The following is a 25,640-nucleotide window of genomic DNA, read 5'->3' as shown; positions in this document are numbered from 1 at the left end:
GAGAGCCGAACAGTGATTTACTTTCAAAGTAGAAAGTAATTCGCTGTTCGGCTTTTCTTCTGTTCAGTAATGTAGGAAAAAGATACATTTACACCTTATTTGTTGGGTAATTTAATGGTAAAGGTAGAACCTAATTGTGGATGACTTTCGACTTCTACCGTTCCACCAAGAATTTCGCTGTATTCCTTAACGATTGCCAGCCCCAATCCTGTTCCGCCGGAGTGACGTGCGCGAGCTTTATCTACTCGATAGAATCGTTCAAAGATCCTTTTTTGGTCTTCTCTAGACATCCCGATGCCGTGATCGATGACCGTTATTTCTAATTGATCCGTCAAACGGTACTTCAACTCGATCTGACTTTCTTCAGGCGAATACTGGATCGCATTCTCCAAAAGGTTTTTGATGATTGGCTGGAAGAAGGTTAACCGCGTTTGATAGAAGCAATTCTCAGCCCCATTGATCGTAACGGTGATTTGTTTATCCTTCAGTAAATGCTGATACAAATCAATCTGCTGCTGCAGAAAGTAATTCAGTTCAATCGTTTGCCGATCATCGGCAAGATCCTCACTGTCTTTTGATAATTCGATAATATCCTGGATCAGACGCTGCAGGCGTTTGGCATCGTTTTGCATAATCGTCAAAAATTCTGCGGTCAATTCAGGATCGTCCTTCGCTCCATCTAATAGTGTTTCAGTGAAACCTAGTAAAGAGGTGACGGGTGTTTTTAATTCATGGGAAACGTTGCCGACAAAATCTTTCTGGATTTTTTCTAAGCGACGAACATGGGTTAAATCATAGACGGTCCCCATGATTTGATCTCCCTTGAGCTCATTTTCAATATAGCGTAAACGAATATCCAAATTCATCGAGCTGGGCAGCTTGGTCGAGATTTCCTGATGGACTTGATTCTTATCCACTAGGACCTGTTGGATTAACTGGATGAATTTATTGTCTTCAATCACTTGCCAATAATAATGCTGACTCGCGCCGCCGATTTGCAACAGTTCTTCCATCGCTGGATTGATCATTACAAAACGTCCTTCGGTATCAATGATGAAAACACCGATGGTTAACTCGTGAAAAAGCGTTGAAAATTGCTCTTCAGTGGAGGTGTACGCGGCATATGTTTCATTCAATTGTTCGCCGATTTGATTGACCGTCAGATAGAGCTCTTGCCATTGTGGTGAATTCTGCATAACATAATTGCTCTTTTCTGGTTCTTTCAGCATCCGCTGTAAGACAGGCAGTACCGTTTCAATTGGGCGATTCCGTTGATACGTCAAGTAGCAGATGATCAAATAGATAAATGCATAAAATAGAAGTAAAACAATAAACATGGACCGTTGAAAATTCCGCGTTTTTGGTTGAAAAGCGGAAGTTCTTTTCGCTACCCGTAAAATACCAACCGTCTTATCCCCAGATCTGATTGGCTGGGCTGTATACAGCAACTCAGTTTTTAGTGTGGTACTGTAACGAACCGAGGACCCAACATCGTTGCTGTTTAAAGCGGTTTTTACTTCCGGTCGATTTTCTCGACTGCCTGAAAGATGAGGCTCAGAACTGTCAAAAATGATCATCCCATTGGCATCTAATAAGGTGATTCGATCATTGGCTTCCTTAGAAAAGCGCTCGATCGCCTGCTTATTGTCTTCTGAATTCAGCTCATCCAAATTAAGACGGTGGATCATCAGCTCGCCATTACTGGTCAAGAATTCTTCCTGCTGTTCCAATAGTTCCTTCGTATAAAAATGGTTCGCCAATTTCCAACTGCCAAAGAAAAGCAGGCAGATCAACAGAAGCGGAACAAGGTAATCTAGGTGTTTGCGCTTCATTGTTCCGGCACCTGAAACTTATAGCCGAAGCCCCGCACGGTTTGCAGATACTGCGGGTGTTTAGGATCGACTTCGATTTTTTCCCGGAGATGAGAAACGTGGACGTCCACGATCCGACTCTGTCCAGAAAAGTCATATTGCCAGATCCGATCAAGCAAGGTGTCGCGATCAATCACTCGTTCTTTGCGTTTCATGAAATAAACCAGCAATTCAAATTCTTTCGGTGTCAGCTCAATTTTCTCTCCGCGAACAGTCACCTGATAATTTGATAGGTCAGCCTTAATCTCACCGGCTGACAAGTATTCATGTTCAACTGATTCCTGCCGTGGTTCTACGCGTCGGAAGATGGCCTTCATTCGAGCCAAGACTTCTCGAGGAGAAAACGGCTTGGTCAAATAATCGTCGGCTCCGATCTCCAATCCCAATATCCGGTCAATCGCATCATCCTTGGCTGTCAGCATCAAAATTGGCGTGTCAACTTTTTCTTGCCGCAGCTTTTTGGCAATCTCCAGACCATCCATCGAGGGAAGCATCACGTCTAAAATAATAAAATCAAATTTCTCATTCAAGGCTAGCTCATAGCCTTCTTTTCCGTCTTCGGCGGTAGTGACGGCGTAGCCTTCTTTTTCTAAATTAAAGCTCAATAACTTTACGATCGAAATCTCATCGTCTACAACTAATACACGTTTCATAAGTGTCTCCTTTTTATTAAGAACATTGATGAAAGACTATTTCCATACCTGAATAAATGGTATAATGGGAAGGCAGTTTTGTCACCTATTTTCTATTAATTTGTTAGGAGAAATAACAATGTTAGGAATCAGTGCTTGTTTGGGCGGCAGTGCTTGTCGTTATGATGGCGGATCAAATGAGATTACGGCGTTGAAGGAATTAGTTGAAACAGGCCAAGCGGTCATGATTTGTCCAGAAGTTTTAGGCGGACTGCCCACACCGCGGCATCCAGCTGAGATACAAGGCGGCGACGGCTTCGATGTGTGGCTCGATCAAGCCAAAGTTATGGATAATGCAGGTAACGATGTAACTGAAGCTTTTAAACAAGGGGCGATCAAAGCTTTTGAAGAAATGCAAAAGCAAGGAATCACCGGTCTTGTTTTAAAAGAAAGAAGTCCATCCTGCGGCAGCAGTTTGATCTATGACGGCAGCTTTTCCGGCACCCGCATCAAAGGAGTCGGCGTGGCAACAGCATACTTTATCCAGCAGGGATTACCGGTATACTCCGAAGAAAATTGGCAAGAAATGAGGATGACGTGATGGAGCTTGAAAAAACGAATCGCATGAACGCATTGTTTGAATTTTACGCGACGCTTTTAACTGAGAAGCAAATGAACTATATGGAGCTTTATTACGCCGATGATTTTTCTTTAGGCGAGATCGCTGAGGAATATCAGGTGAGTCGTCAGGCGGTTTATGATAATATCAAAAGAACAGAAAAAATCTTGGAGGATTACGAGCGCAAGCTGCATTTGTTCTCTGATTACATCGTAAGAGAAGAGCAATTAGACAAACTGGCGCTGTATGTGACCGAACATTATCCCAAGGATGAGTTTTTAGCCGAAGCAATCACCGGCTTGCAAGATTTAGATGAATAGAAAGGAAAGTAAGCAATGGCATTTGAAAGTTTAACGCAGCGTCTACAAGCTGCGATGGGGAAATTACGGAAAAAAGGAAAGGTCACCGAAGCTGATATCACAGAAATGATGCGTGAGATCCGTTTGGCTCTATTAGAAGCCGACGTAAACTTACAAGTCGTGAAGCAGTTTACCAAAGAAGTCCGCACCCGTGCTTTGGGCGTAGAAGTTCTGGAGAGCTTGACTCCCGCACAACAAATCGTAAAAATCGTTGATGAAGAATTAACGAAGACTTTGGGATCAGAAGCAGTCGGCATTGAGAAATCACCAAAAATTCCGACGGTTATCATGATGGCTGGTTTGCAAGGGGCTGGTAAAACAACCTTTGCCGGAAAATTAGCGAATCAATTAATTAAAAACGAAAAAGCGCGTCCTTTGATGATCGCAGGAGACGTTTACCGTCCAGCGGCGATTGACCAATTAAAGGTATTAGGACAACAATTAAGTGTTCCTGTTTTTGATATGGGTACCGATGTCAGCCCGGTTGAAATCGTGCGTAAAGGGATGGAACAAGCCCGCGAAAATAAAAACGATTATGTCTTGATCGATACGGCCGGTCGTCTGCATATTGACGAAGCCCTAATGGACGAATTGAAGCAAATCAAAGAAATCGCGCAACCAAACGAAATTCTGTTAGTTGTCGATGCCATGACTGGTCAAGATGCGGTCAACGTGGCCCAAAGCTTTAACGAACAGCTAGGAATCACTGGGGTCGTTATCACTAAATTAGATGGTGACACACGTGGTGGTGCGGCGCTATCAATCCGTGCGGTAACGGGCGCGCCAATCAAATTCATCGGTTCCGGTGAAAAACTAACCGACTTAGAAGTCTTCCATCCAGACCGGATGTCTAGTCGAATCTTGGGTATGGGGGATATGTTGACCCTGATCGAAAAAGCCCAACAAGATTACGACGAACAAAAAGCTGAAGAACTTGCTCGCAAGATGAAGGAAAACAGCTTTGACTTTAATGACTTTATCGAACAATTAGATCAAGTGATGGGTATGGGGCCAATCGAAGATCTATTGAAGATGATCCCAGGAATGAGCCAAATGCCGGGTATCGAAAATGTGAAAGTTGATCCTAAAGACGTCGAACGGAAAAAAGCGATGGTCTACTCTATGACACCAGCTGAGCGGGAAGATCCAGATTTGTTAAATCCTAGCCGCCGTCGTCGGATCGCAGCCGGTTCAGGAAACTCAGTTGTCGAAGTCAACCGCATGATCAAACAGTTCAAAGAATCTCGGAAAATGATGCAGCAAATGAGCAAAGGCAGCATGCCAGCCGGAATGGATCAAATGTTCGGTACAGGGATCAAGGGTAAAATGGGCAAGATGGCTATGAACCGCATGGTCAAGAAAAACAAGAAGAGAAAAAAGAAACGCAAATAAGCTTAAAAGCTAGATAAAAACAGCGTCTGTCTCGAAAATGAGGCAGACGCTGTTTTTATAGAAAGAAACGCCAATGATAAAGAAAGAATACGCCAAGAAGACTCAAAATTAGATAGATTTGCGGTTCTCGTTTGGAGAAAGCATTAATCTGTTGAAGTGTTTTTCTGAATAATTTCTGGTAGAGCAACCAGATCAGAAAACCAATCAGTGCCCCAAGCGTATTCATTAATAAATCATCGATATCCGTCGCCCGCCGATTAAACAGCTGTAGCAGCTCAATCATCAATGAAAACTGGAAACCTAACAAAACAGTAGAAGATAATTTGCGACACTGTTTCCAGATCAACGGTAATAAAAATCCCAACGGAGCAAACATGATAATATTCAAAATATTCAACAGGCCGACACCTGACTGAAAAGGAATAAGATTGATTTCACCAAGACGAATCAATTCCGGGTAACTGAAAATATCCTCTAGTGTGCCAACACCAGTCACATCGATCACTAAATAGAGATAAAACAAGAAAGTGAAGCGCCAAAGCATGGATGAAATGAAAATTTTCTCCTGTTTATTCCTCAGTGAAAAGTACTGATAAATCAGACAAGGCAGAAAGATACACCCGATTCGATAAAGAGGAAATAATATATCTAAAGCTGTCATGGGATCACCCCGTTCGATGGTTTAGTTTGTCAAATGTCTTTGCTGCCTTTCTTGTTATTCCACTGAAGAATACAACAATGGCGCAGATACAGCCAACGGTTAAAGTGACCGAGACATTTACTAGGATAGGACCGATGATTGACTCATTTACATGTTCAAAGATTTTTCTAATTAAAAAGTTAGACCAAGGATCAAAAACATTCAGGTTCAGAATGAATGAAGTGAAAAGTGTCATTAACCACCAAATCGACCAACGTGATTCCTTGTGAAGAAGATAGGCGTTGTCATTTTCTAATGATAGACTCTGATATTTTTTATAGGCCCAGAACATAAGAAATAGACCGAGTAAGACCAGAATTACATTCGCCCATATGCTCCCACCCATTTTGCCGACAAAATCAACAAATAAAGTTCTTGAAAATGGTTTGTTGATAGTGCCTCTTGCTAATTTGATATTATCCACTAGGGAGTAAATGGAGTTTGGCAGCCAACTTCTCAAAAGCAAAAAAACAGCCAAGGTCAATGGACCAAAGAAAATGTTTCCCACCATTGATCCGATAAAAGCACTGGAACAAAATAAAAAGAATAACAAAGAAAAATTACTGATTACTGAGGTAAACAACTGCCCCAAAGTAGCGTTCATATAAGGCGCTGGAATCAAACTATGAATCAATAAAGCATATAATGATTGTCCAACTAAGATAGATAAAAGAACAGGTATGGCAAGGTAGATAATTTTTTTCTTAAATAACTCTTTCCGTGACGCTCCTAAAGAAAAAAGGAATTGGTTGAAGCCCGTTTTTTGATCAATAAAGAAAAGTAGAAAGCCGATTAGTGGAACGAGCAGTAACAATGCACTGTTAAAATATGTCGTAAAGTGTGACTGATAAGAGGTATCTGAAGAATAGTCTGACGCTCTTAATGATTTAGAGTAAGGCAAATAGGACGTATAAAACAACAATTGAGAATTTCGGTACTCTTGATAAGAGGCATAAGGTACGTTTTCCTCTTTTTCCTCATCCCAGTAGGTTATTTCATTACGATTCTCTTCAAAACTGGCTTTAGCATTCGGATCATTATAAACTTCTTTCCATTGATTATTTTGAATCACTGCATTAAAAACACCCACACCAATCACCAGTAAACAAGCCGCAATCAACACTTTCTTATAGCGTTCAACAAAAATTGATCGGATCATTTCAAGATCCCCTTTCTATGTGATTTTAGGTTGGCTTCGAAGAGGTCTTCCAGCGATAAGGGGAGTTCTTCATATACCAACGGCTCGAATTCTTTGATGGCTTGTTCGAGTTCTTCTGAGAAGTTTTCGAAGACAACGGTAACGACACGGCCTTGAAAGTCGAGCATCTTCGAATTTTCCTTCACTACTGTTGGCACTTTTTTCGTTTTGAATACTAATTGCAGCTTTTTAGCTGTTTCCCGCATTTCTTCTAAACGGTAATCTTTGATGATCGTTTGTTCTTTTAATAGTAGGACACGATCAACTAAGTTTTCTAATTCTGTTAAGTTATGTGAGGCAATCAACGCGGTTCTTGAATGCTCGCTCAAATGTTCCATCAATAGTCCAATCATTTCCTTTTTTATAATGATATCTAAACCATCAAAAGGCTCATCCAGTAGTAGATATTTGGCATTGGAGCACACAGCTAAAATAATTTGGAACAATCCTTGCTGGCCTTTTGAGAGCTGTCGATAATTGCTCTTTAAGGAAAAGTCATGTTTGCTGATTAAATCTGTAAATAATGGCTGATCGAATGTTGGATAGGCTAATTGATAGAATGCAGCGATCTTTTTAAGTGAATAGGTTCGTAAGAAGTTTTCCTTCTCATCAATAAAGAAGATTTCCTGCTTAACTTCTGGATGTTCAACAATCGATTTCTGATCGATCATGATATCGCCACCATCAGGTAGATAATGATTTGCTAATATGCGAAATAGCGTCGTCTTACCAGAGCCATTACGGCCAACTAGGCCAACAACTTCATTTTCTGATAACTCAAAGTCTATATTTTTAAGGATCGTATGCTGATCAATTGTTTTGTTCAAATTTTTGACAATCATGTTGACTGACCTCCCAAACTCTTTTCTGCTTCTCGTATCCAAGTTACTAATTCTTTTTGAGTAATCTGTAAATGACGAGCTTCAATGACGAGCTCATTCAGATTTTCTTTTAATTCTTGGACACGGATTTCATCTCTGGGTGTTTCTTCGATCGCTCGCACAAAGGTACCTTTGCCTTTGACCGTGACTAAAACCTTCTCAGTCTCAAGCACCTTATATGCCTTACTGATGGTATTTGGGTTCATTAACAGCTGTTTGGCCATTTCGCGAACTGAAGGAATCTTGTCTCCTGGCTGCAAAATGCCATGCAAGATATCTTCTTTGATTCCTAGCACTAATTGCTCATAATAGGCGCGGCTGCTATTTTTATCGATACGAACCATACACTCACCTCCATGTATCTACGTGTACTAGTATACATAGTACACTAAAGTTAGGCAATGACTTTTTTTCAATTTCTGCTATACTATAGGGGAGCGTATGTTCGTTTTTCGAGCTGGAAATAGGATGTCAGTCCAACTTTTTGCCGTTCGCATAGTGCGAAATAGAAATTTAATAAGCAATAGGAGTGATTAAGATGTATCGTTGTAATTGGTCAGGTAGTAATGAAAATATGCAGGTGTATCATGATACGGTATGGGGTGTTCCTGAATATGATGATCAGCGCCTTTTCCGTAAGCTGGTTCTGGATATGAACCAAGCAGGTTTAAGCTGGCAAACGATTTTGAACAAGATGGACAATTTTGATCAAGCGTATGAACAATTTGACATCGAAAAAGTAGCGAATTTTGATGAAGCCAAAGTGGAAGCTTTGATGCAGGATGCGGGGATTATTCGTAATCGCCGGAAAATCGAGGCGGCAATCATTAATGCGCAAAAAGTATTAGAAATGCAGGCGGAGGGATTAAGTTTCTCTGATTATTTATGGGGCTTCACTGATCATCAGGTAGTAGATAATAAAATTAGTAATGTTTCAGAAGTTCCCGCTAAAACAGAGCTATCCGATCGAATTGCCAAAGACCTGAAGAAACGCGGCTTCAAATTTGTCGGCAGTACGACAATCTACGCATTTTTACAGGCGGTAGGAATCGTCAATGATCATGAGATGGCTTGTTTTCGTTATAAAGAATTGCACAGTGCGAAATAGGCAGTTTGGTTCTTAAGCAATAAAGTTGAACAGAATCATTTGCTTGATACAATGAGTTTACTAACAAAGCGAGGTGCAGGTTATGGCGAGAGCAGTCTTTTACGGAGCGATCAGTTTAGATGGTTATTTAGCAGATAAAAAAGATGGTTTAGAATGGTTGTATCATCAAGAAGGGGGCGAACTGGTTCCTTATGATGCGTTTTATCAGACGATTGACTATACGATGATGGGGCGGCGAACGTACGAAGTAGTAAAGCGTGATGCGGAGCTGGAAGAGATTTATCCAGAAAAGGAGAACTTCATTTTCAGTCATTCGGCTATCCAAGTCGATGAGAATATGCAGGTGGTCAGTGAAGAACCTGTGACATTCATTCAGGAATTACCCGCGGACAAAACCGTTTGGGTCGTTGGCGGCGGTGCCTTATTGCAGCCAGTGATCGAAGCCGAGTTGATCGACGAGTGGTGGATTCAAATCGTACCAATCCTTTTAGGAGAAGGGGTGCCGCTGTTCCTGCCGCAAGCAAACCAACAAAAATTACAATTGCTTGAAACAGAACAGTTCGGACAGTTTGCACAATTACATTTAAAAAAATAAACGCTGAACAAAAAAGCGAACGCTGATATGACTTTCTATTAGGAAAGTAGATCAGCGTTCGACTTTTTTTTTAATATTCGTTGTTATCGATCTGACTTGCAGCGGCTTCAAATTTTGCTTGGCGGGGTTCGACTTTTTTCTCTTTTGCAGGGAAGGTCTGGTCATAGGCTTCCAGTCCGTCGTGGTCAGGATACATTCCTTCTGAGAAAATGATATGACCGCTGACATTGTCGAGTGCACCTTCTTTTAACGGCAATGCCATGATACCTGTATAAAACTTTCCGTCCGGCATAGAGATATTGTATTTTTTCGAACCGATAAAGCCATAGGGATGATAGTGGTAAGGGAAGCCGCCAATGACAATCGCTTCATAGCCTAAGCGTTTTGCTTCTTTGATAGAGTGCTCGATCAGCAGCCGCCCATACCCTTGGCGATGATACTCAGGGGCGATACTGACAGGACCAAAGGAAATTACTGGATATTCATTGCCTTCAGCATCAACGATTTTTGCTTTACTATAAAAAATACTTCCGATAATTTTCCCATCTAATTCAATCACAAAGGTCAATTCTGGAATAAAATCGGGATGTTTACGAAGCGTGTGTGCAAGGTAGTGTTCCTCGGCACCCGGTACATATAAATTCCAGAAAGCTTCACGCGTGATTTCTTCTACGATGCGATAATCCTTTGGTTCTTCCAATCTAATAGTAACAGTCAAATAATTCCCTCCAATACGTCTTATTCCTTTTAGTATAGCACAGGATAAATTGTAGGAATCAGCCGAATAGCACAAAAAAAGGATGCAGCAATATATGCGTGCATCCTCATTCATGGCTTATTTTACTAATTTATTGAAGAACTCAATATACTTATCAGTAATTGTCTTGAAGAATTCAACAGTTCCATCAGCGATATGACCATCGTTATCCACTAGGTTCATGATGCCGCCGATGTATGCTTCTGGCTGTTGCAAAGTAGGAACATCCAAGAAGACTAATGATTGACGTAATGCGTGGTTAGCACCGAATCCACCAGGACCACCAGGAGAGACAGTCACGACTAGACCAGGTTTACCGCCCCAAACGCTGCTGCCCATTGGACGAGAACCAACATCTAACGCATTTTTTAACGCTGCAGGTACAGAACGGTTGTATTCTGGAGTTACGAAGAATAAGCCGTCGACACTGTTAACATCCTTACGGAATCGTGTCCATGTTTCTGGAATAGAACCCTCAACATCAAGATCTTCATTATAAAAAGGAAGGTCACCGATCTCAATAAATTTTGCTTCAAATCCATCAGGCAATAATTCTGCAAATTTCTTAGCAACGATTTTATTGTAAGAATCTTTGCGCAGGCTGCCTACTAAAATACCAATTGTTTTTGTCATTATAATTCCTCCAATTTTTTTGATTGAAATACATAAGTTATCTTATGAATGTATCTTACAAAAAATAAGTAAATCATGCAAAGGATATGCTTTGGAAGAAAAAACAGACTGTAAAGAAAAAACTCTTTACAGCTAATCAAAAGCGTGTTAGACTACATCTTGTGATTAATTATATGGAGGTGTAGTTATACAATGGCAGTTAAAATCCGCTTGAAACGTATGGGTTCTAAAAAGAAACCTTTCTACCGTATCGTTGTTGCTGATTCTCGTTCTCCTCGTGATGGACGTTTTATCGAAACTGTGGGTACTTACAATCCTTTGAAGAACCCTGCAGAAGTCGTATTAAAAGAAGAAGATGTTTTAAACTGGTTACAAAAAGGTGCACAACCTTCTGATACCGTTCGCAACATCCTTTCTAAAGAAGGCATCATGCAAAAACACCACGACGCTAAATTCGCTAAGAAGTAAGGTGATCAATTATGCAAGATTTAACTAACCTTGTGTTGACCATTGTCCACCCTTTGGTGACAAAACCTGAAGAAGTGAAGTTAGAGATCGAAGAATCGAAAGATTTCTTTGAGTACAACCTAACCGTTGCACCTGAAGATATCGGCAGAATCATCGGAAAACAAGGTCGAGTAGCGAAAGCAATCCGTACGATCGTGTATAGCGTTCGAACCAATGGACCGAAAAAAGTTCGTCTCAACATCGTGGATGGTAAATAAAGCAAGAACACTCGAGTCAGTTTGATTCGGGTGTTTTTTCATTAGAAGTACGGTAAACTAGGGGTGGAGGTGTTCCATCATGAAAAAATATTTGTTGTTGTTCAGTGCGTTGTTTGTATTAGCTGCTTGTAATTCTGGAAACAATGATTCAAAAGATAGCACCACGAAGTCGACAGCTGCCGCAACTGAAAAGACCAGTTCGAAGGTAAGTACGTCTAGTTCAGAAAGCAATTCAATTTCTAGTTCAAATACGTCCAGCACGAAAACTCAAACAAGTTCGTCCAAAACAGATTCATCTCATGGCAATCATGCGATGTCAGCCATGGATGAGCTTCAAGCCAACTACCCAAATGACACGTTCCCTGATCCTGCAACCATCAGTGGAGGGAAAGAAATCGGCATCGCCGCTTCTGAAGAGCAAGGTATACTAAAGGTCAGTTATTATGAGGTTAATGAAGAAACACCGTTTAACGATCCGGCCTTGAAGAAACAGACACCAGTTGCTGAGTTCCAGCGTCAAGCCTTTGATTCAAAAGAAACGGCGCAAAATGAAGTTGGTCAAACTTTTGATCCAAATGGTCAACAGGTGGATCTAGGGCATAACATTACCGGTTATCGAAGTGCAGGTGCGGGGTCTAGTTTTCTTATGTGGAAAGAAGGTAATTGGAGTCTTGCGGTAAGAGCGAACAACCTTGAAGAAGAAGATCCTGTTCCGTTAGCGAAACAAACGGTTGAATATCTGGAAGGAGCTTTCTTGCCAGTACCTCATGATGCTGGACAGATCTCATTGCGGGTTGCCAAGGGTGATCTTCAATCCAATAGTGTGGTTTGGCAAAATAATCAAACTGTATATAAAATCATGAATGCCGATTCAATGAGCGCCCTGAAGATGGCTGTCTCAATGGCAAAATAGCTGAAGCAGAAAGAGGAAACTACGTGACTAATTATTACAAAGTCGGAAAGATCGTCAATACTCACGGGATTCGCGGAGAAGTACGAGTAATTTCTACCACTGACTTTACCGAAGAACGTTATCAAGTCGGAGAACAGCTGTTTCTATTCCGTGACAATCAAGATGTTCTTCCTTTAACGATCGCAAGCTATCGCAGACATAAGAATTTTGATTTGCTTAGCTTTGAAGGTTATCCCAATATCAATGATGTTGAAGCCTTTCGCGATGGTATTTTAAAAATCTCAGAAAAACAAATGGGTGAGTTGGATGAGCATGAATATTATTATCATGAGATCATCGGACTAGTCGTTGTAGATGAGAATGATAAAGAAATCGGTAAAATCACCGAAATTCTATCTCCTGGCGCCAATGATGTCTGGGTAGTCAAACGAAAAGGAAAAAAAGATGCATTGATTCCTTACATCGAATCCGTCGTTAAGGACATTGACCTAACAGAAGGAGTCGTCCATGTGGAGATTCCAGAAGGGTTGTTGGACGATGCGGATTGATGTATTGACGATTTTTCCTAAAATGATCGAAGGGCCGCTTGGTGAATCAATCATTGGAAAAGCCGTTGAAAAAGACTTGTTAGAAATCAATGTTCATGATTTCCGCCAATATTCGGATAACAAACACAAACAAGTCGATGACTATCCCTATGGCGGCGGAGCAGGAATGCTGCTGAAGGTCCAGCCAATCTATGATAATCTGAAAGCCATCGAAGCAGAAACCGGCGAACAAAAAAAACGAGTAATCTTGCTTGATCCAGCGGGGAAACCCTTCAATCAGAAGATGGCGGAAGAATTTTCGCAGGAAGAACAATTGGTGTTCATCTGCGGACATTATGAAGGCTATGATGAGCGAATTCGTTCATTGGTGACAGATGAAGTTTCACTAGGAGATTATGTCCTGACTGGCGGCGAGCTTGGTGCGATGGTGATGATTGATGCGACCGTCCGTTTATTACCGGATGTTTTAGGCAACCAGACTTCGGCGAAAACTGATTCCCATTCAACTGGATTGTTGGAGCATCCGCAATACACCCGTCCAGCAGAATTCGAAGGAATGGGTGTGCCAGAGGTCTTGATGAATGGCAATCATCGCCTGATCGAAGAATGGCAATTGAAGGAATCCCTGCGTCGTACCTATTTACGACGACCAGATATGCTAGAAAATTTAGAATTGACACCAGAGATGGAAAAATTCTTAAAAGAGATAAAACAAGAAGAGAAGTAATGAATAGAGATGTTCAACAAGTCGAATGACTATTTACTTTCCGAAAAGAAAGTAAACGGTCATTCGACTTTACTTTTATAAAGCTTTTTGAGCCTTTTTACTCTTAAAATTCAATGTGCTACGATACGTAACCATCCTGCTACAAAGAGTATCTTTCCATGACCACCGAAATGATTGTATGATAAAGACAGAAAAAGAGGTGGGGGGAAGCAGATGCTTAGCGGAGAAAAAATCCAGCGATTGCGAACAGAACAAAACTTATCACAAAAAGAGTTAGCAGAGAAATTAGAGGTTTCAAGACAAGCGATTGCCAAATGGGAAACCAATCGCGGCATTCCAGATATCGAAAACTTAAAAAGAATCGCGCAGCTCTTTAATGTGAGCATTGATTATCTAGTGTATGAAGAGGAATCGATCCAAGACTATGTGATGAAAATTCCGATCGATATCGAACAGTATCCGATGCCAAAAGGAAATGCGGTGAGGGAAGATCAAGTAGTTTTGGAAAACTATCCTAATGCTCAAGTAATCCGTGAACTATATCGGCAAAAGAAAATGACGAATAAGGAGAAGATGGTCGATTTTCTATTAATTCCGGGGTTGCATGAAGTAGAGGACCATTGGCGTGATCCAAGCAGATACTATTTAGTAGAGGAGAAGGGAATCAATTATTTAGTGAATGTCACCAAAAGTGAACTTCTTACCCGCAGACTAGATATTGATATCAGCGAAAAGTTTTTTGAATTTGCTGATGATCGATTCATGAAGACCCGCCGCAAACTAAAATAAAGTCCTTCTGACAAGAATTTTATCTTTACAGATAGATGTTCCTCTGTTAGAATATTCGAGTGAGTGTAAAGCTCATCTATTATACGATATTCCGCTGGGACCGCTGTCCTAAGAATGTTTGGAATAAGGAGAATGATAAATATGAATCCATTGATTCAAGAACTAACTCAAGAACAATTACGTACTGACATCCCAGCTTTCCGTCCTGGGGACACTGTTCGCGTTCACGCGAAAGTTGTCGAAGGAACTCGCGAACGTATCCAGTTATTCGAAGGCGTTGTAATCAAACGTCGTGGAGCTGGCATCAGCGAAACTTACACTGTACGTAAAATCTCTAACGGTGTTGGTGTGGAACGTACTTACCCACTACACACTCCACGTGTTGCGAAAATCGAAGTTGTTCGTTACGGTAAAGTGCGTCGTGCAAAACTTTACTACCTACGCGCATTACACGGAAAAGCAGCTCGTATCAAAGAAATTCGTCGTTAATCTATTGTTATCAGATGAAGCAAAGCCCTTGGTTATCAAGGGCTTTTTCTTTTTGCCAGTTCGACTTTTCGCAGTTTGTAAGGATTGCTGGAAAGTCTGTTGGTCAAGGAAACATATGCTCGCTAAGCATAGATGAATCGATTGCGAAGCGAAAATAGGACTCATTTTTCTGATCTTTAGAAAAATGAATCCTTTATTAAGAGATAGCTACGACTCCACTTTTCACAGATTACTTGGTAAAAGAATAAATAGTAAATTTTCAGTGGATAAACGATCAAGCAGCTTAGTGGAATTGGTAAGCGGGGTAAAATAAATCTCATATATTTTGAGCTAGCTATTTCAATTACTAAAAAAGTGAACTCCTGCAAATAGGGAGTTCACTTTTGGATTTATTGAATCTTATCCAAAATCAACTGCGCACAGTCGATTTGGTTTGGAATATTCCCATCCTCATCTTTGACGCGCCAGATGTCTGGGGTGATTTCATCCACGACGTACATTTTACCGTTTTCGTCATAACCAATTTCGATTTTGAAATCAATCAGGGTCAAGTTCATTTTGGCCAATTCTTCTCTAAGAACAGCTCCGACTTTTGTTAGGATTTCCAATCCTTCGTTGTATTGCTTCGGTTTTAAAATGCCTTTCATTTGGCATAAGCGGTCAGTAATTAATGGATCGCCTTGTTCATCATCTTTCAAGGTTACTTCCAAATAAGGCGGTTCGAAAGGCAATCCCTCTGGCAAGGTGAAACGGCGACACATACTGCCAGCGGTGAAGTAACGTAAAACAAATTCTAAATTCGGTACAGTCAATTGACGAACCTTCATCATTCCTTTGTCGATATCGGCATCAAGGTAATGAGTAGGGATGTCATTTTTTTCCATTAATTCAAAAAAGTATTTTGATACGGTCAAACCGATTTTTCCTTTACCGTCAACGCTGCCGCCGACAGTGTTGGAGCCTGGATCAAAGACACCGTCTTCGCCCGTAGCACTATCTTTAAAAAATAAGTAAACTTCCTTATTTTCTTCGTCTAGTAAGACTGTTTTTGTTTTGCCATCGTACAATTCTTTCATTTTTTCCCGCCTTCTCTGAAATATCCAGTGTTTTCAAAAATGATAACATCTGATATTTTTACTGTCGATGATTTTTCGAGGTTTAGCTAAAAATAAATGATAAATGTTCGTGTTTGGGCAGCTAATCGTTTTAAACGCATACTTTTACAACTATTTGTTCGGTTTTTAATCTGGCAGATGCCCATCATGAGCAGGCCACTGGCAGTCCATCAGCTGCATATTGGTAAAAATTGCTTTAAATGAAGAGGCTTCAGGGGAGCACGCGTAAACACCGAAACGTACTTTATCGTTTCCCTTCAACATATGACAAATCCGCATTTGTTGAAAAACTTTTCCGTCAGTCGAACACTCGATGCAAAAATCATCTTCTCGTCTGCTTAAGCGATACCACATCGACTTGATCGAGGCATCGATTTCCGTGGTGGCCCAATCGGAAAAGCCCTGATTGGTCACAACACTACCTAAGTGCTGATAGTCTTCGTTTTCATATTCGATGGAGCCTTTTAGCCAGTTTTCACTATCCAAATACATGACGATCCCGCATTGGTCAAAGCGCTGATGACTATCTTCAAAGTTCGTTTTTACAACGAAGCTGAAAAATTTTTCATCAGTTTCCATTTGAAAAACCGGTGCATTGTCGTTTTGGAAATGGTAGTAGGTGTTTTGCCAAAGATCGGTGTGGGGTTTTGTAATGATCTCGATTCTATCTTCGGCTAGGCGATAGCTTTCTGGAAAACGGGTCCATTTGAAATTCTTTAAATTCATAAGAAGCCTCCTGAGTTTTTGTCTTACCAAAATGGTAGCAGAAAAACGTCCGGCTCGCTATGGCAATGTGTTTTGAACAGGGTGATTATGTTTATTTGAATATTCTCTAGCTTTGCAAACGTTCTTCTAAATGCTATTCTATGATAGGAAGAACAGTCATGGGGAAAGGTGGAAGGTATGAAGAAGACTCGAGTACTGTATTTAGAAGTCGCGGAAAAGATCAAAGAAGATATTTTTTCCGGTAAATATCCGGTTGGAACGATGCTGCCGACAGAAACGGAGTTTGAACAGCTTTTTGATGTCAGTAAGATCACTGTGAGAAAAGCGATTGAGCTATTAGCCGCGGATGAATATGTGGAGAAAAAGAGCGGAAAAGGAACAACGGTTCTCAGCGAACGTCCTTATAATAAATTGTCAAAGGCTATCAGTTTTACGCAAATACTTGAAAATTCAGATTTGTCTGTAGAAAAGGTCGTCCTATCGGTCAATCGAGTAAAGCTTAAGGAAACGGAGCCGGCATACGAGTATTTTGGTTCGGAGGCTGTTTGCTTTGAACGGATGTACTTATTAGCAGGCAAGCCTTACATTTATTTTAAGCATTTCTTGCCGATTGGATTGAAAAGAGTCACCAAAAAAGTTTTGGAGAAGGAATCACTGTATCGAATTCTTTATCAAAACAATCTGGATATTGAACGATTCAGGGATGATTTTGTCGCGATCCCTCTGAATTCGGAGCAACAGCAGCTGCTTCAAACAGAGGAGACACTGGCCTTAAAACGGATCAGAAAGTCCTATGATTATGAAGAGCAGGTCGTGGAATATTCAGAAGCTCTATACAATACCAATAACCATGCGTATCAAATTGAATATGAGACCTAATAAGTAAGCTATGACGCGATAATGTCATAGCTTTTTTGTTTATGTTTTTTTACTGAAAGGAGTGGTCATTGAAGAAATGCCTGAGCTATCATGGCTTCAGCGGAAATAATCAAAATTTCTTAAATGATGGAAAAAAATAAAATTAAAAAAGCGTTTACGAAAGTGGATCGATGTGTTATTATTTCATCTGTAAACATTATAACGTTATAAACGGAGGTTAAAAAATGGACAAATTAGTTAGCACGATTGAACAAAAGCTGATGCCTTTCGCGAATAAGATCGGCACGCAGCGACACATGATGGCAATCAGAAAGGGAATCGTGGCGACGATGCCGCTGACGATCGTTGGATCATTTTTCACTATTTTCTTGAATTTCCCGATTCCTTCTGTTGCCGCAATGATTGAACCGTATTTAGCAATTTTAGACATTCCTTTTCGTTACACCGTTGGTATTTTAGCACTTTATGCGACCTTTGGGATTGCCTCTCAGTTAGCAAAAAGCTACAAGGTGGACTCATTAACTGCTGGTATCTTGTCAGTGATGGCATTTTTAGTGACTGCGGCTCCGCCATTGCGGGTCTTCGACAATGTTGAAGGTGTGATCGACGCTGGTCGTTATATCAACATTGCCAATCTTGGCGCAGCATCACTATTTGGCGCGATTGTTACTGCTCTTATTTCGGTTGAGATCTATCGTATTTTCATTGAAAAGAACATTACGATCAAAATGCCTGACGGTGTTCCGCCTGAAGTGACGAACTCATTCATGGCTTTGATCCCTGGTGGCGCGATTCTTTTACTTTTCTGGGTGGTTCGTCATATGATCGGTTTTGATATCAATGGTTTCTTGAGTAATCTGTTAATGCCGTTCAAAGATGTTTTAGCTGGAAATAGTTTGTTTGGCGGGTTGTTGACGGTATTCTTGATCTGTTTCTTCTGGGTTCTTGGTATTCATGGTCCAGCGATTATGGGTCCTGTGATTCGTCCTTTCTGGGAATTGTCGATTGCTGAAAATATGGAAGCTTTCGCAGACGGCGCAAGCGCTCATGCTATGCCAAACATTTTCACTGAACAATTCTTACAATGGTTTATCTGGATCGGTGGAGCGGGAACGACGTTAGCGTTAGTTGTCTTCTTCATGTTCTCGAAATCTAAATACTTGAAGAGTCTAGGTCGTTTATCATTCTTGCCAGGATTATTCAACATCAATGAACCAATGATCTTCGGTGCTCCGATCGTAATGAATCCATTACTTGGGATTCCATTCATCTTGGCACCATTAGTAACAACGACATTATCGTACTTCTTAACAGTCTCAGGCTTGATTCCAATGATGGTAGCTCGTTACGGCTTCACGATTCCAGCGCCAATTGCCGCTTGGATGAGTACGGACTGGAGCATTGGTGCAGCGATCCTAGTTCTGGTGAACTTCGGAATTTCGATGGGTATCTACTATCCGTTCTTCAAAGTATTTGAAAAACAACAATTAGCCCGTGAAGCGGCTGAGTTGGAGGCAGAAGAACAAGCGAAAAAAGAGAAAGCTGCAGCTTTACAAGGTGCTACTTCTTCTAACTAGTCAAAAGCAAGTCCGAACGTTCTTTAAATAAGAAAGGATTGAGAGGGTAGTCGGATGACTATCCTCTTCGGTGATACTATGAACTTAATTTATTTAGTCATACTTTTTTTCGCAAGTCATATCTACTTGGAAAAAGGCAAGCTGCCACAAAGATTGGAAGACTTGAAGCTTAGATATATTTTACTAGGATCTTTAGGCGCGATTATCGCAGCGATCGTATTAGGAGTACTTTTACATATTGCGTCATTTTTAGTTATGACTGTGACCGTTTGCGCGGCTTCGCTCATTGCCTATAAATATCGCGCAAAATTTGATGACATGGAACGAGGGAAAAGTGTATGAAACGTGTATTAGGAATTTCAGTTTATCCGGATCATAGTGATATTGAACAGGATAAGGCATATATAAAACTGGCTCATAAATATGGCTTTGGTCGGATTTTTATGAGTATGCTGGAGGTCACTGAAGGCAAGGAAGTTGTTAAAAAGAAATTTAAGGACCTGATCTTCTTTGCGAAAGACTTAGGCTATGAAACCATTTTAGATGTCGCACCGAATATTTTTGAAGACTTAGGTATTTCTTATGATGATATGAGCTTCTTCCATGAATTAGGGGCGGACGGTATTCGTTTGGACTTAGGCTTTGATGGCAGTAAAGAAGCGATGCTGACGTATAATCCTTTCGGTGTGGCGATTGAGTTGAACATGAGTAATGATGTTGCTTATTTAGATAATATCTTGACCTATGAAGCCAACACACCATTCTTATATGGCTGTCACAATTTCTATCCGCAGGAAGGAACGGCACTACCGTTTGATTTCTTTGTAAAATGTAGTGAACGTTTCAAAGCCCATGGCATCAGAACAGCAGCTTTTGTTACTTCACAGGTGGGCGAAATTGGTCCGTGGAATATCAATGATGGCTTGCCGACTTTAGAAATGCATCGTCATATGCCTGTGGAAGCTGCGACAAAACATCTATTTGCAACAAAATTGATTGATGATGTGATCATCGGTAACGCTTATGCTTCAGAAGAAGAGCTGAAGGCAATGGGCGAAGTTGATCGTTATCAAACTGAGCTTACTGTTGAGTTTGTCTCTGGTGTCAACGATGTAGAGAAACAAATCGTGCTGAATGAACAGCATTATCGTCGTGGAGATATTACGGATCAAATGGTTCGCTCGACGAATGTGCGAAAACTCTATAGCAAAGAAGCAAATCCGCCTCATGACAATGAGATTGAATTCCAGCCAGGCGATATCGTAATCGGTAACGATGGCTTTGGCAAGTATAAGAATGAGCTGCAAATCGTTTTAGACGCTCATAAGGATTCACGCAAGAATAAAGTGGGACATATCATTGCAGATGAGCAAATCTTATTACCATTTATTCATGCTTGGTCAAAATTCAAATTTACAGAAAAGTAGGAACGAAATATGTTGGACTTAGTTGTAAGAAATGGCAAAACGATTGATGGGCAGAAATTTGAAGTTGGAATTTCTGATGGAAAAATAGTAGAAGTAGCGGAGCAAATTTCAGGGGAGTCCGACCGTGAAATTGTTTTGAATGAGGACCAGTACATGTCTCCCGGTTGGATCGATGATCATGTGCATTGTTATGAAAAAATGACGCTGTATTATGATTATCCTGATGAAGTCGGAGTAAAACGAGGCGTCACAACGGTGATTGATGCTGGGACGACTGGTGCAGAAAATATCGGTGACTTTTGTGAGTTGGCGGCAAATTCAAAAACCAATGTCTATGCGTTGTTGAACATCTCAAAATGGGGCATCGTGGAACAAGATGAGCTAGCTGATTTAACCAAAGTGCAACGAGATGCAGTCAGAACCGCAATTGAGAAATTTCCTGATTTCATTGTTGGTCTAAAAGCGCGCATGAGTAAAACAGTGATCGGTTCAAGCGGGATCGAACCCTTGAGGCTTGCGAAGAAATTCCAAAGTGAATATGGCGAACTGCCGTTGATGGTTCATGTGGGCTCTGCACCACCAGAATTATCTGAAATCATGGAGCTGATGGAAAAAGGCGATGTGCTGACTCACTGCTTCAATGGTAAAGAGAACGGGATTTTTGACCGCGAAAAGCATCAAATCAAAGATTTTGTCTGGGAAGCTTATAACAAAGGCATCATTTTCGATATCGGTCATGGAACCGACAGCTTTAATTTCGAAGTAGCAAAGCAGGCATTAAGCGAAGGCATGAAAAGCACCTCGATCAGCTCCGACATCTATGTGCGCAACAGAGAAAACGGCCCCGTCTATGACCTTGCGACGACGATGGAAAAACTTTTCGTGGTAGGGTATTCTTGGGAAGAGATCATCACACAAGTAACGGAACGACCAGCTGAAAACTTCCATTTAAAAGGCAAAGGAAAGCTAGCGGTTGGTTACGATGCGGATATGACGATCTTTACGATCAAGGAATCAGAAAAAGAATTGATCGATTCCAACGGAAATACCCAGACAGCTAGTCAGGAAATTGTTCCTATGGAAACGATTATTGGAGGTCAGATCTATGACAATTAGTTTAGACAAGCTAGGATTAAAGGAAGTCATCAACGCTTCCGGACGGATGACGATCCTGGGAGTTTCAAAGGTATCCGAATCTGTGATGGGAGCGCAGCGCTTTGGCGGTGAACATTTTTTTGAAATGGCTGATCTAAGTGAAAAAACCGGCGCTTATATTGCCAACCTTTTGCAGGTGGAGGATGCGCAGATCGTTTCTTCTGCCTCTGCGGGAATCGCTCAAAGTATTGCGGCAGTGATTGGTCAGGGAGATATTTACCATGCGTATCATCCCTACACTGAGCGAATCACGCAACGAGAGATTATCCTGCCGAAAGGGCACAATGTCGATTATGGGACGCCCGTTGAAGTGATGGTGGAGCAAGGCGGCGGGAAAGTCGTTGAAGCTGGCTATGCTAATATGTGCTCGCCGGAGCATTTGCAAATGATGATTACGGAAAAAACCGCGGCAATTCTTTACATCAAGAGTCATCATACCGTTCAAAAAAGCATGTTGACAGTAGAGGAAGCAGCGGCTGTTGCCAAAAGAAATCAGCTGCCCTTGATTGTAGATGCGGCGGCCGAAGAAGATTTATTCTTCTATTATAAGGCAGGTGCTGACCTAGTCATCTATTCTGGCGCAAAAGCGATCGAAGGCCCAAGCGCGGGCTTAGTGATCGGTAAGAAAAATAAAATCGAGTGGGTTCGCTTACAGGGCAAAGGGATTGGAAGAGCGATGAAGATCGGCAAAGACAATATCCTAGGCTTTACTCAAGCAATTGAAGACTATTTGACCAATGGCAGTGAGTCTGGGGAATCAATGCAAAGCAGATTGGCACCATTCATTGAGTCAGTCAATCAAATCAACGGCTTAACTGCAAAGATTGTTCAAGATGGTGCAGGCCGTGATATCTATCGCGCAAGTGTTCATGTTTCAGGCAGTCATACAGCGAAAGAAGTGATCGCCGAGCTGAAGCAGGAATCACCGGCTGTGTATACGAGAGAATACCAAGCCAATAACGGCATCATCGAATTTGATATCCGTTCTGTGAATGCAAATGAAATGAATATGATTGCAGCGCGTTTACGCGAGATTATGGAATAAGAGGAGAACAAAAATGTCACTACAACCAAATTATTTAGAAGATCGAATTTGTTTAAATGTCTTGGCAAACTCAGTAGAAAATGCCAAGGATTGTTATGAAGCAGCAGAAGGACATGTAGTTCTAGGTGTGCTGTCAAAAAATTACGAGAGTGACGAAGCGGCGATCGCTGATATGAAAAACTATCAAGCAGCAACCAACAATGCTTTATCTGTGGGCTTAGGCGCTGGTGATCCAAATCAGAGCCAAATGGTTTCACGAATATCTGGCGAATTACAGCCGCAGCATGTGAACCAAGTCTTCACTGGTGTTGGTACATCGAGAGCGTTGCTTGGTCAATCTGATACAGTCATCAACGGATTGGTGTCACCAACTGGTAAAGTCGGCTATGTGAATATCGCGACTGGACCTTTGAGCTCCCAAGGTGCAGAAGGGATTGTTCCAATTGAAACGGCGATCAAGCTGCTTCAAGATATGGGCGGGAGCTCAATCAAGTATTTCCCAATGAAGGGCCTTGCTCATAAAGAAGAATTTAAAGCAGTGGCGGAGGCTTGCGCCAAATATGATTTCTATTTGGAACCAACTGGCGGGATTGATTTAGAGAACTTTGAAGAAATCGTTCAAATCGCTGTCGACGCTGGTGTGAAAAAGATCATTCCCCATGTTTACAGCTCAATCATCGATTCTGAAACCGGTGATACACGTCCTGAAGATGTTAAAACATTGCTCGAGATGTGCAAGAATACGTTGAAGTAAGAAGAAGGGAGTTACCAATGAAATTTGCGGCTTTTGGCGAGGTGATGCTACGGTTATCACCGCCAGAATATTTGTTGTTGGATCAAACGAATGAATTGCGGATGGATTACACAGGGACTGGTGTTAACATCACGGCGAATCTGGCTCAGTTTGGTTATGAAACTTCTTTAGTGACTGTGCTGCCAGATAATCGGTTAGGCCAAGTGGCTAAATCAGCGATTGCTAAATATGGGATCAAGACTGATTTATTATCATTCGCCCATCAGCATATTGGCAGCTACTTCGCGGAGAATGGGTATGGTGCACGACCAACACAGGTGACCTATCAAAATCGTCACCACAGTTCATTCGGTGTCAGCAATCATGAGGCTTATGATTTCGAGAAGGTGCTTGCTGAAAATGACCTGATCCAGATTTGCGGAATTTCCTTAAGTTTGACCGATGAGACTCGAGATGCAGCTCATACTTTGGCGAAAAAAGCGGCTGATGCTGGAAAAAAAATCTGTTTTGATTTTAATTTTCGTCCCAGCTTGAATACTGAGCCGAATAAAGTTGCTTTCATGAAGGAACAGTATGAAGAAATCCTGCCTTATTGCGATATTGTCTTTGGCAGTGTGCGGGATCTGACTGACTTGCTTCAAATGGAAATGACAGGTACGGCGGATGAATTGATTTTACAATTTATGGAGAAGTATCAGATTGATTGGTTTGCAGGAACAAAACGCTTTTCCGAAAAGAGTCAAAAACAGCAGCAAGGCTTTCTTTACAGTCGTGAAACACAGGCGGTTAGTACGAAGCATGAGCTGACTATCTTGGATCGAATCGGTGCCGGAGATGCATACGCTGCCGGTGTTTTAACCGGATACGCGGAAAACTGGAGCTTAGAAGAAACTGTCGAGTTTGCTGCGATGAATGCCGTCCTAGCTCATACGATCCATGGAGATGTACCGTTGACAACAAAAGAGCAAGTCTTTATCGTTTTGGAGAATCCTGGAATTGATTTGATTCGATAAGAATATGGAAAGTGAGCAGACTCATTTTGGCTGCTCACTTTTTCTGTTTATCTAACCGCAAAAAACTTTTAAAACAACTATCCGATGAAAGGATAGCATTAGAAAAACTGGATCAAAAAAATATCTTGAACGGTCGATTTTCCATCCTTTTCGTCATTATTTGGCAGTTGCTGCTACTATTTTGAATCATTCTATGCGAATAAGTAATAAAAGATCGCAAAAATTGGTTTTCTTTCTGCTAGTTGAATCTGGTACAATTGTAGTAGAAAAGGATAGCATTTATTAATTATTGCGTATTTTAGTAAAACAGGTACCTAAATTGAAATGAGAAGGGAAGTGAAGGATAACTATTTGTGAATCGCTAAACAAATAGGGTTTCCGAAGGTATGAATCGAAAAGCACTATGGGTTACACAGACTGGGGTATTATTAGCTTTATTAATCGTGGTACAAGCAGTGACATCGGGGTTAGGCAACACTTTAGTAACAGGTTCTTTGGTCAACTTGATCTTGATTGTAGCTGTAACAACAGGCGGGTTTGCTAGTGGATTCACCATTGCGTTGCTTTCACCATTATTTGCTTTTATGTTTGGCATTGGGCCAGCATTCCCGCAGATTGTGGTTTGTGTCGCGCTTGGTAATGCAGTCTTAGTAACGATTTGGCATTTGATTGCCGGCATTAATAAAAAGCAAGGAGTCATGAACTTTGCGATGGCGACCTTAGTCGGAGCGCTTGCCAAGTTTGGCGTGTTGTATCTATCAATCGTTCAATTCGTTGTTCCAATCCTGCTTAAAATGCCTGCACCGAAAGCGGCGATGGTCTCAGGCGCATTCTCATTCCCACAATTAATCACAGCTTTGATCGGCGGAGGTTTATCAATCTTAGTTGTTCCAGTTCTTTCTAAAGCACTGAATCGTCAAAGAGTTCATTAGAAAGGGTTCGGTCAATTGATTTGTGACGATCGATTTCTAAAAATAATTATAGCAATCCTCTCCACTCAAAAATCTTTTTAG

The 25,640-nt window shown here is 41.2% G+C and carries 31 protein-coding genes; 21 read left to right on the top strand and 10 right to left on the bottom strand.

Features of this window, described 5'->3' with window-relative positions:
* Positions 1-95: 95 nt before the first annotated feature.
* A complete protein-coding gene (locus E6139_RS03180) occupies positions 96-1,832 on the bottom strand; it encodes an ATP-binding protein (protein WP_316401610.1) in 1,737 nt (578 codons plus the stop codon).
* Positions 1,829-2,524, bottom strand: coding sequence for a response regulator transcription factor (locus E6139_RS03175; protein WP_316401609.1), 696 nt, complete (start codon positions 2,522-2,524; stop codon positions 1,829-1,831). Before E6139_RS03175 ends, E6139_RS03180 begins: the two co-directional genes overlap by 4 nt.
* 118 nt (positions 2,525-2,642) lie before the next feature.
* Here E6139_RS03175 and E6139_RS03170 point away from each other — a divergent pair, with 118 nt between their 5' ends.
* The 3 genes from E6139_RS03170 to ffh are packed head-to-tail and all read left to right on the top strand — an operon-like array spanning position 2,643 to position 4,873.
* On the top strand, positions 2,643-3,104 hold the full coding sequence (locus E6139_RS03170) for a DUF523 domain-containing protein (RefSeq protein WP_316401608.1): 462 nt from the start codon (positions 2,643-2,645) through the stop codon (positions 3,102-3,104).
* Positions 3,104-3,442, top strand: a complete 339-nt coding sequence (locus E6139_RS03165) for a putative DNA-binding protein (protein ID WP_316401607.1) — start codon at positions 3,104-3,106, stop codon at positions 3,440-3,442. Before E6139_RS03170 ends, E6139_RS03165 begins: the two co-directional genes overlap by 1 nt.
* A gap of 15 nt (positions 3,443-3,457) precedes the next feature.
* Entirely contained in the window at positions 3,458-4,873 is a 1,416-nt protein-coding gene (gene ffh, locus E6139_RS03160; RefSeq protein ID WP_316401606.1) for a signal recognition particle protein, read from the top strand.
* A gap of 55 nt (positions 4,874-4,928) precedes the next feature.
* Here ffh and E6139_RS03155 read toward each other — a convergent pair whose 3' ends face one another.
* From E6139_RS03155 to E6139_RS03140, 4 genes are read right to left on the bottom strand one after another with little or no spacing between them, the layout of a single operon-like run.
* Positions 4,929-5,534, bottom strand: coding sequence for a VanZ family protein (locus tag E6139_RS03155; protein ID WP_316401605.1), 606 nt, complete (start codon positions 5,532-5,534; stop codon positions 4,929-4,931).
* 4 nt (positions 5,535-5,538) lie between these two features.
* Positions 5,539-6,732 (bottom strand): ABC transporter permease, encoded by a 1,194-nt coding sequence (locus E6139_RS03150; RefSeq protein WP_316401604.1) that lies wholly within the window; start codon positions 6,730-6,732, stop codon positions 5,539-5,541.
* Entirely contained in the window at positions 6,729-7,613 is an 885-nt protein-coding gene (locus E6139_RS03145; protein WP_316401602.1) for an ABC transporter ATP-binding protein, read from the bottom strand. Before E6139_RS03145 ends, E6139_RS03150 begins: the two co-directional genes overlap by 4 nt.
* The gene (locus tag E6139_RS03140; RefSeq protein ID WP_316401601.1) at positions 7,610-7,996 is read right to left on the bottom strand and encodes a GntR family transcriptional regulator; all 387 of its coding nucleotides are present in this window, start codon (positions 7,994-7,996) and stop codon (positions 7,610-7,612) included. The genes E6139_RS03145 and E6139_RS03140 overlap by 4 nt, the downstream gene beginning before the upstream one ends.
* 194 nt (positions 7,997-8,190) lie before the next feature.
* On the opposite strand from E6139_RS03140, the gene E6139_RS03135 reads away from it, so the two are divergent.
* Both E6139_RS03135 and E6139_RS03130 read left to right on the top strand, forming a co-directional pair.
* Positions 8,191-8,760, top strand: coding sequence for a DNA-3-methyladenine glycosylase I (locus tag E6139_RS03135; RefSeq protein WP_316401599.1), 570 nt, complete (start codon positions 8,191-8,193; stop codon positions 8,758-8,760).
* 82 nt (positions 8,761-8,842) lie between these two features.
* A complete protein-coding gene (locus E6139_RS03130) occupies positions 8,843-9,355 on the top strand; it encodes a dihydrofolate reductase family protein (protein ID WP_316401598.1) in 513 nt (170 codons plus the stop codon).
* 70 nt (positions 9,356-9,425) lie between these two features.
* Here the strand turns inward: E6139_RS03130 and E6139_RS03125 are convergent, their stop codons facing one another.
* Positions 9,426-10,073, bottom strand: coding sequence for an N-acetyltransferase (locus E6139_RS03125; protein ID WP_316401597.1), 648 nt, complete (start codon positions 10,071-10,073; stop codon positions 9,426-9,428).
* Positions 10,074-10,190: 117 nt separating this feature from the next.
* Entirely contained in the window at positions 10,191-10,745 is a 555-nt protein-coding gene (locus E6139_RS03120; protein WP_316401596.1) for an NAD(P)H-dependent oxidoreductase, read from the bottom strand.
* Between the two features lie 192 nt (positions 10,746-10,937).
* Here E6139_RS03120 and rpsP point away from each other — a divergent pair, with 192 nt between their 5' ends.
* From rpsP to rplS, 7 genes are all read left to right on the top strand, one after another.
* The gene (rpsP, locus tag E6139_RS03115) at positions 10,938-11,213 is read left to right on the top strand and encodes a 30S ribosomal protein S16 (protein WP_010740297.1); all 276 of its coding nucleotides are present in this window, start codon (positions 10,938-10,940) and stop codon (positions 11,211-11,213) included.
* A gap of 11 nt (positions 11,214-11,224) precedes the next feature.
* Entirely contained in the window at positions 11,225-11,470 is a 246-nt protein-coding gene (locus tag E6139_RS03110) for a KH domain-containing protein (protein WP_216410318.1), read from the top strand.
* Between the two features lie 79 nt (positions 11,471-11,549).
* Complete coding sequence (locus tag E6139_RS03105) at positions 11,550-12,383, top strand: membrane lipoprotein lipid attachment site-containing protein (RefSeq protein WP_316401595.1); 834 nt, start codon at positions 11,550-11,552, stop codon at positions 12,381-12,383.
* Between the two features lie 23 nt (positions 12,384-12,406).
* Positions 12,407-12,931 (top strand): ribosome maturation factor RimM, encoded by a 525-nt coding sequence (gene rimM / locus E6139_RS03100; protein WP_316401594.1) that lies wholly within the window; start codon positions 12,407-12,409, stop codon positions 12,929-12,931.
* Complete coding sequence (trmD, locus tag E6139_RS03095; protein WP_316401593.1) at positions 12,921-13,658, top strand: tRNA (guanosine(37)-N1)-methyltransferase TrmD; 738 nt, start codon at positions 12,921-12,923, stop codon at positions 13,656-13,658. Before rimM ends, trmD begins: the two co-directional genes overlap by 11 nt.
* Positions 13,659-13,871: 213 nt before the next feature.
* Complete coding sequence (locus tag E6139_RS03090) at positions 13,872-14,447, top strand: helix-turn-helix transcriptional regulator (protein ID WP_316401592.1); 576 nt, start codon at positions 13,872-13,874, stop codon at positions 14,445-14,447.
* Positions 14,448-14,588: 141 nt separating this feature from the next.
* The gene (gene rplS, locus E6139_RS03085) at positions 14,589-14,936 is read left to right on the top strand and encodes a 50S ribosomal protein L19 (protein ID WP_010740291.1); all 348 of its coding nucleotides are present in this window, start codon (positions 14,589-14,591) and stop codon (positions 14,934-14,936) included.
* A gap of 389 nt (positions 14,937-15,325) precedes the next feature.
* On the opposite strand, the gene E6139_RS03080 is transcribed toward rplS, so the two are convergent.
* Positions 15,326-16,012, bottom strand: a complete 687-nt coding sequence (locus E6139_RS03080; protein ID WP_316401591.1) for a phosphoribosylaminoimidazolesuccinocarboxamide synthase — start codon at positions 16,010-16,012, stop codon at positions 15,326-15,328.
* A gap of 165 nt (positions 16,013-16,177) precedes the next feature.
* A complete protein-coding gene (locus tag E6139_RS03075; protein WP_316401590.1) occupies positions 16,178-16,777 on the bottom strand; it encodes a DUF1349 domain-containing protein in 600 nt (199 codons plus the stop codon).
* A 177-nt stretch (positions 16,778-16,954) separates the two neighbouring features.
* On the opposite strand from E6139_RS03075, the gene E6139_RS03070 reads away from it, so the two are divergent.
* From E6139_RS03070 to E6139_RS03030, 9 genes are all read left to right on the top strand, one after another.
* Positions 16,955-17,656 (top strand): GntR family transcriptional regulator, encoded by a 702-nt coding sequence (locus tag E6139_RS03070; protein WP_316401589.1) that lies wholly within the window; start codon positions 16,955-16,957, stop codon positions 17,654-17,656.
* A 224-nt stretch (positions 17,657-17,880) separates the two neighbouring features.
* Positions 17,881-19,233: a PTS sugar transporter subunit IIC gene (locus E6139_RS03065; protein ID WP_316401588.1), complete on the top strand. Its 1,353-nt coding sequence runs from the start codon at positions 17,881-17,883 to the stop codon at positions 19,231-19,233.
* A gap of 54 nt (positions 19,234-19,287) precedes the next feature.
* Positions 19,288-19,575: a hypothetical protein gene (locus tag E6139_RS03060; RefSeq protein ID WP_316401587.1), complete on the top strand. Its 288-nt coding sequence runs from the start codon at positions 19,288-19,290 to the stop codon at positions 19,573-19,575.
* Positions 19,572-20,660, top strand: a complete 1,089-nt coding sequence (locus E6139_RS03055; RefSeq protein ID WP_316401586.1) for a DUF871 domain-containing protein — start codon at positions 19,572-19,574, stop codon at positions 20,658-20,660. The genes E6139_RS03060 and E6139_RS03055 overlap by 4 nt, the downstream gene beginning before the upstream one ends.
* A 9-nt stretch (positions 20,661-20,669) precedes the next feature.
* A complete protein-coding gene (locus E6139_RS03050) occupies positions 20,670-21,776 on the top strand; it encodes an amidohydrolase/deacetylase family metallohydrolase (RefSeq protein WP_316401585.1) in 1,107 nt (368 codons plus the stop codon).
* Positions 21,766-22,860, top strand: a complete 1,095-nt coding sequence (locus tag E6139_RS03045) for a DgaE family pyridoxal phosphate-dependent ammonia lyase (RefSeq protein WP_316401584.1) — start codon at positions 21,766-21,768, stop codon at positions 22,858-22,860. Before E6139_RS03050 ends, E6139_RS03045 begins: the two co-directional genes overlap by 11 nt.
* A 13-nt stretch (positions 22,861-22,873) precedes the next feature.
* Positions 22,874-23,614: a 2-dehydro-3-deoxy-phosphogluconate aldolase gene (gene dagF, locus E6139_RS03040; protein WP_316401583.1), complete on the top strand. Its 741-nt coding sequence runs from the start codon at positions 22,874-22,876 to the stop codon at positions 23,612-23,614.
* A gap of 17 nt (positions 23,615-23,631) precedes the next feature.
* Positions 23,632-24,627: a sugar kinase gene (locus tag E6139_RS03035; RefSeq protein ID WP_316401582.1), complete on the top strand. Its 996-nt coding sequence runs from the start codon at positions 23,632-23,634 to the stop codon at positions 24,625-24,627.
* A 386-nt stretch (positions 24,628-25,013) separates the two neighbouring features.
* Entirely contained in the window at positions 25,014-25,559 is a 546-nt protein-coding gene (locus E6139_RS03030) for an ECF transporter S component (protein WP_316401581.1), read from the top strand.
* Positions 25,560-25,640: the final 81 nt, after the last annotated feature.

The organism is Enterococcus sp. (assembly GCF_032555305.1).
Lineage (GTDB): Bacteria > Bacillota > Bacilli > Lactobacillales > Enterococcaceae > Enterococcus_A.
This window is presented reverse-complemented; position numbering and strand designations above follow the sequence as displayed.

Excerpts from the sequence above, each read along its gene's own strand:
- E6139_RS03050 (WP_316401585.1), top strand. The coding sequence starts at position 20,670 with ATGTTGGACTTAGTTGTAAGAAATGGCAAAACGATTGATGGGCAGAAA.
- rpsP (WP_010740297.1), top strand. The coding sequence starts at position 10,938 with ATGGCAGTTAAAATCCGCTTGAAACGTATGGGTTCTAAAAAGAAACCT.
- E6139_RS03035 (WP_316401582.1), top strand. The coding sequence starts at position 23,632 with ATGAAATTTGCGGCTTTTGGCGAGGTGATGCTACGGTTATCACCGCCA.
- E6139_RS03120 (WP_316401596.1), bottom strand. The coding sequence starts at position 10,745 with ATGACAAAAACAATTGGTATTTTAGTAGGCAGCCTGCGCAAAGATTCT.
- E6139_RS03060 (WP_316401587.1), top strand. The coding sequence starts at position 19,288 with ATGACTATCCTCTTCGGTGATACTATGAACTTAATTTATTTAGTCATA.
- E6139_RS03055 (WP_316401586.1), top strand. The coding sequence starts at position 19,572 with ATGAAACGTGTATTAGGAATTTCAGTTTATCCGGATCATAGTGATATT.
- E6139_RS03145 (WP_316401602.1), bottom strand. The coding sequence starts at position 7,613 with ATGATTGTCAAAAATTTGAACAAAACAATTGATCAGCATACGATCCTT.
- E6139_RS03075 (WP_316401590.1), bottom strand. The coding sequence starts at position 16,777 with ATGAATTTAAAGAATTTCAAATGGACCCGTTTTCCAGAAAGCTATCGC.
- E6139_RS03165 (WP_316401607.1), top strand. The coding sequence starts at position 3,104 with ATGGAGCTTGAAAAAACGAATCGCATGAACGCATTGTTTGAATTTTAC.
- dagF (WP_316401583.1), top strand. The coding sequence starts at position 22,874 with ATGTCACTACAACCAAATTATTTAGAAGATCGAATTTGTTTAAATGTC.
- E6139_RS03170 (WP_316401608.1), top strand. The coding sequence starts at position 2,643 with ATGTTAGGAATCAGTGCTTGTTTGGGCGGCAGTGCTTGTCGTTATGAT.
- E6139_RS03080 (WP_316401591.1), bottom strand. The coding sequence starts at position 16,012 with ATGAAAGAATTGTACGATGGCAAAACAAAAACAGTCTTACTAGACGAA.
- E6139_RS03150 (WP_316401604.1), bottom strand. The coding sequence starts at position 6,732 with ATGATCCGATCAATTTTTGTTGAACGCTATAAGAAAGTGTTGATTGCG.
- E6139_RS03140 (WP_316401601.1), bottom strand. The coding sequence starts at position 7,996 with ATGGTTCGTATCGATAAAAATAGCAGCCGCGCCTATTATGAGCAATTA.
- E6139_RS03065 (WP_316401588.1), top strand. The coding sequence starts at position 17,881 with ATGGACAAATTAGTTAGCACGATTGAACAAAAGCTGATGCCTTTCGCG.
- E6139_RS03105 (WP_316401595.1), top strand. The coding sequence starts at position 11,550 with ATGAAAAAATATTTGTTGTTGTTCAGTGCGTTGTTTGTATTAGCTGCT.
- E6139_RS03135 (WP_316401599.1), top strand. The coding sequence starts at position 8,191 with ATGTATCGTTGTAATTGGTCAGGTAGTAATGAAAATATGCAGGTGTAT.
- trmD (WP_316401593.1), top strand. The coding sequence starts at position 12,921 with ATGCGGATTGATGTATTGACGATTTTTCCTAAAATGATCGAAGGGCCG.
- ffh (WP_316401606.1), top strand. The coding sequence starts at position 3,458 with ATGGCATTTGAAAGTTTAACGCAGCGTCTACAAGCTGCGATGGGGAAA.
- E6139_RS03155 (WP_316401605.1), bottom strand. The coding sequence starts at position 5,534 with ATGACAGCTTTAGATATATTATTTCCTCTTTATCGAATCGGGTGTATC.
- E6139_RS03070 (WP_316401589.1), top strand. The coding sequence starts at position 16,955 with ATGAAGAAGACTCGAGTACTGTATTTAGAAGTCGCGGAAAAGATCAAA.
- E6139_RS03110 (WP_216410318.1), top strand. The coding sequence starts at position 11,225 with ATGCAAGATTTAACTAACCTTGTGTTGACCATTGTCCACCCTTTGGTG.
- E6139_RS03045 (WP_316401584.1), top strand. The coding sequence starts at position 21,766 with ATGACAATTAGTTTAGACAAGCTAGGATTAAAGGAAGTCATCAACGCT.
- E6139_RS03175 (WP_316401609.1), bottom strand. The coding sequence starts at position 2,524 with ATGAAACGTGTATTAGTTGTAGACGATGAGATTTCGATCGTAAAGTTA.
- rplS (WP_010740291.1), top strand. The coding sequence starts at position 14,589 with ATGAATCCATTGATTCAAGAACTAACTCAAGAACAATTACGTACTGAC.
- E6139_RS03130 (WP_316401598.1), top strand. The coding sequence starts at position 8,843 with ATGGCGAGAGCAGTCTTTTACGGAGCGATCAGTTTAGATGGTTATTTA.
- E6139_RS03030 (WP_316401581.1), top strand. The coding sequence starts at position 25,014 with ATGAATCGAAAAGCACTATGGGTTACACAGACTGGGGTATTATTAGCT.
- E6139_RS03090 (WP_316401592.1), top strand. The coding sequence starts at position 13,872 with ATGCTTAGCGGAGAAAAAATCCAGCGATTGCGAACAGAACAAAACTTA.
- E6139_RS03180 (WP_316401610.1), bottom strand. The coding sequence starts at position 1,832 with ATGAAGCGCAAACACCTAGATTACCTTGTTCCGCTTCTGTTGATCTGC.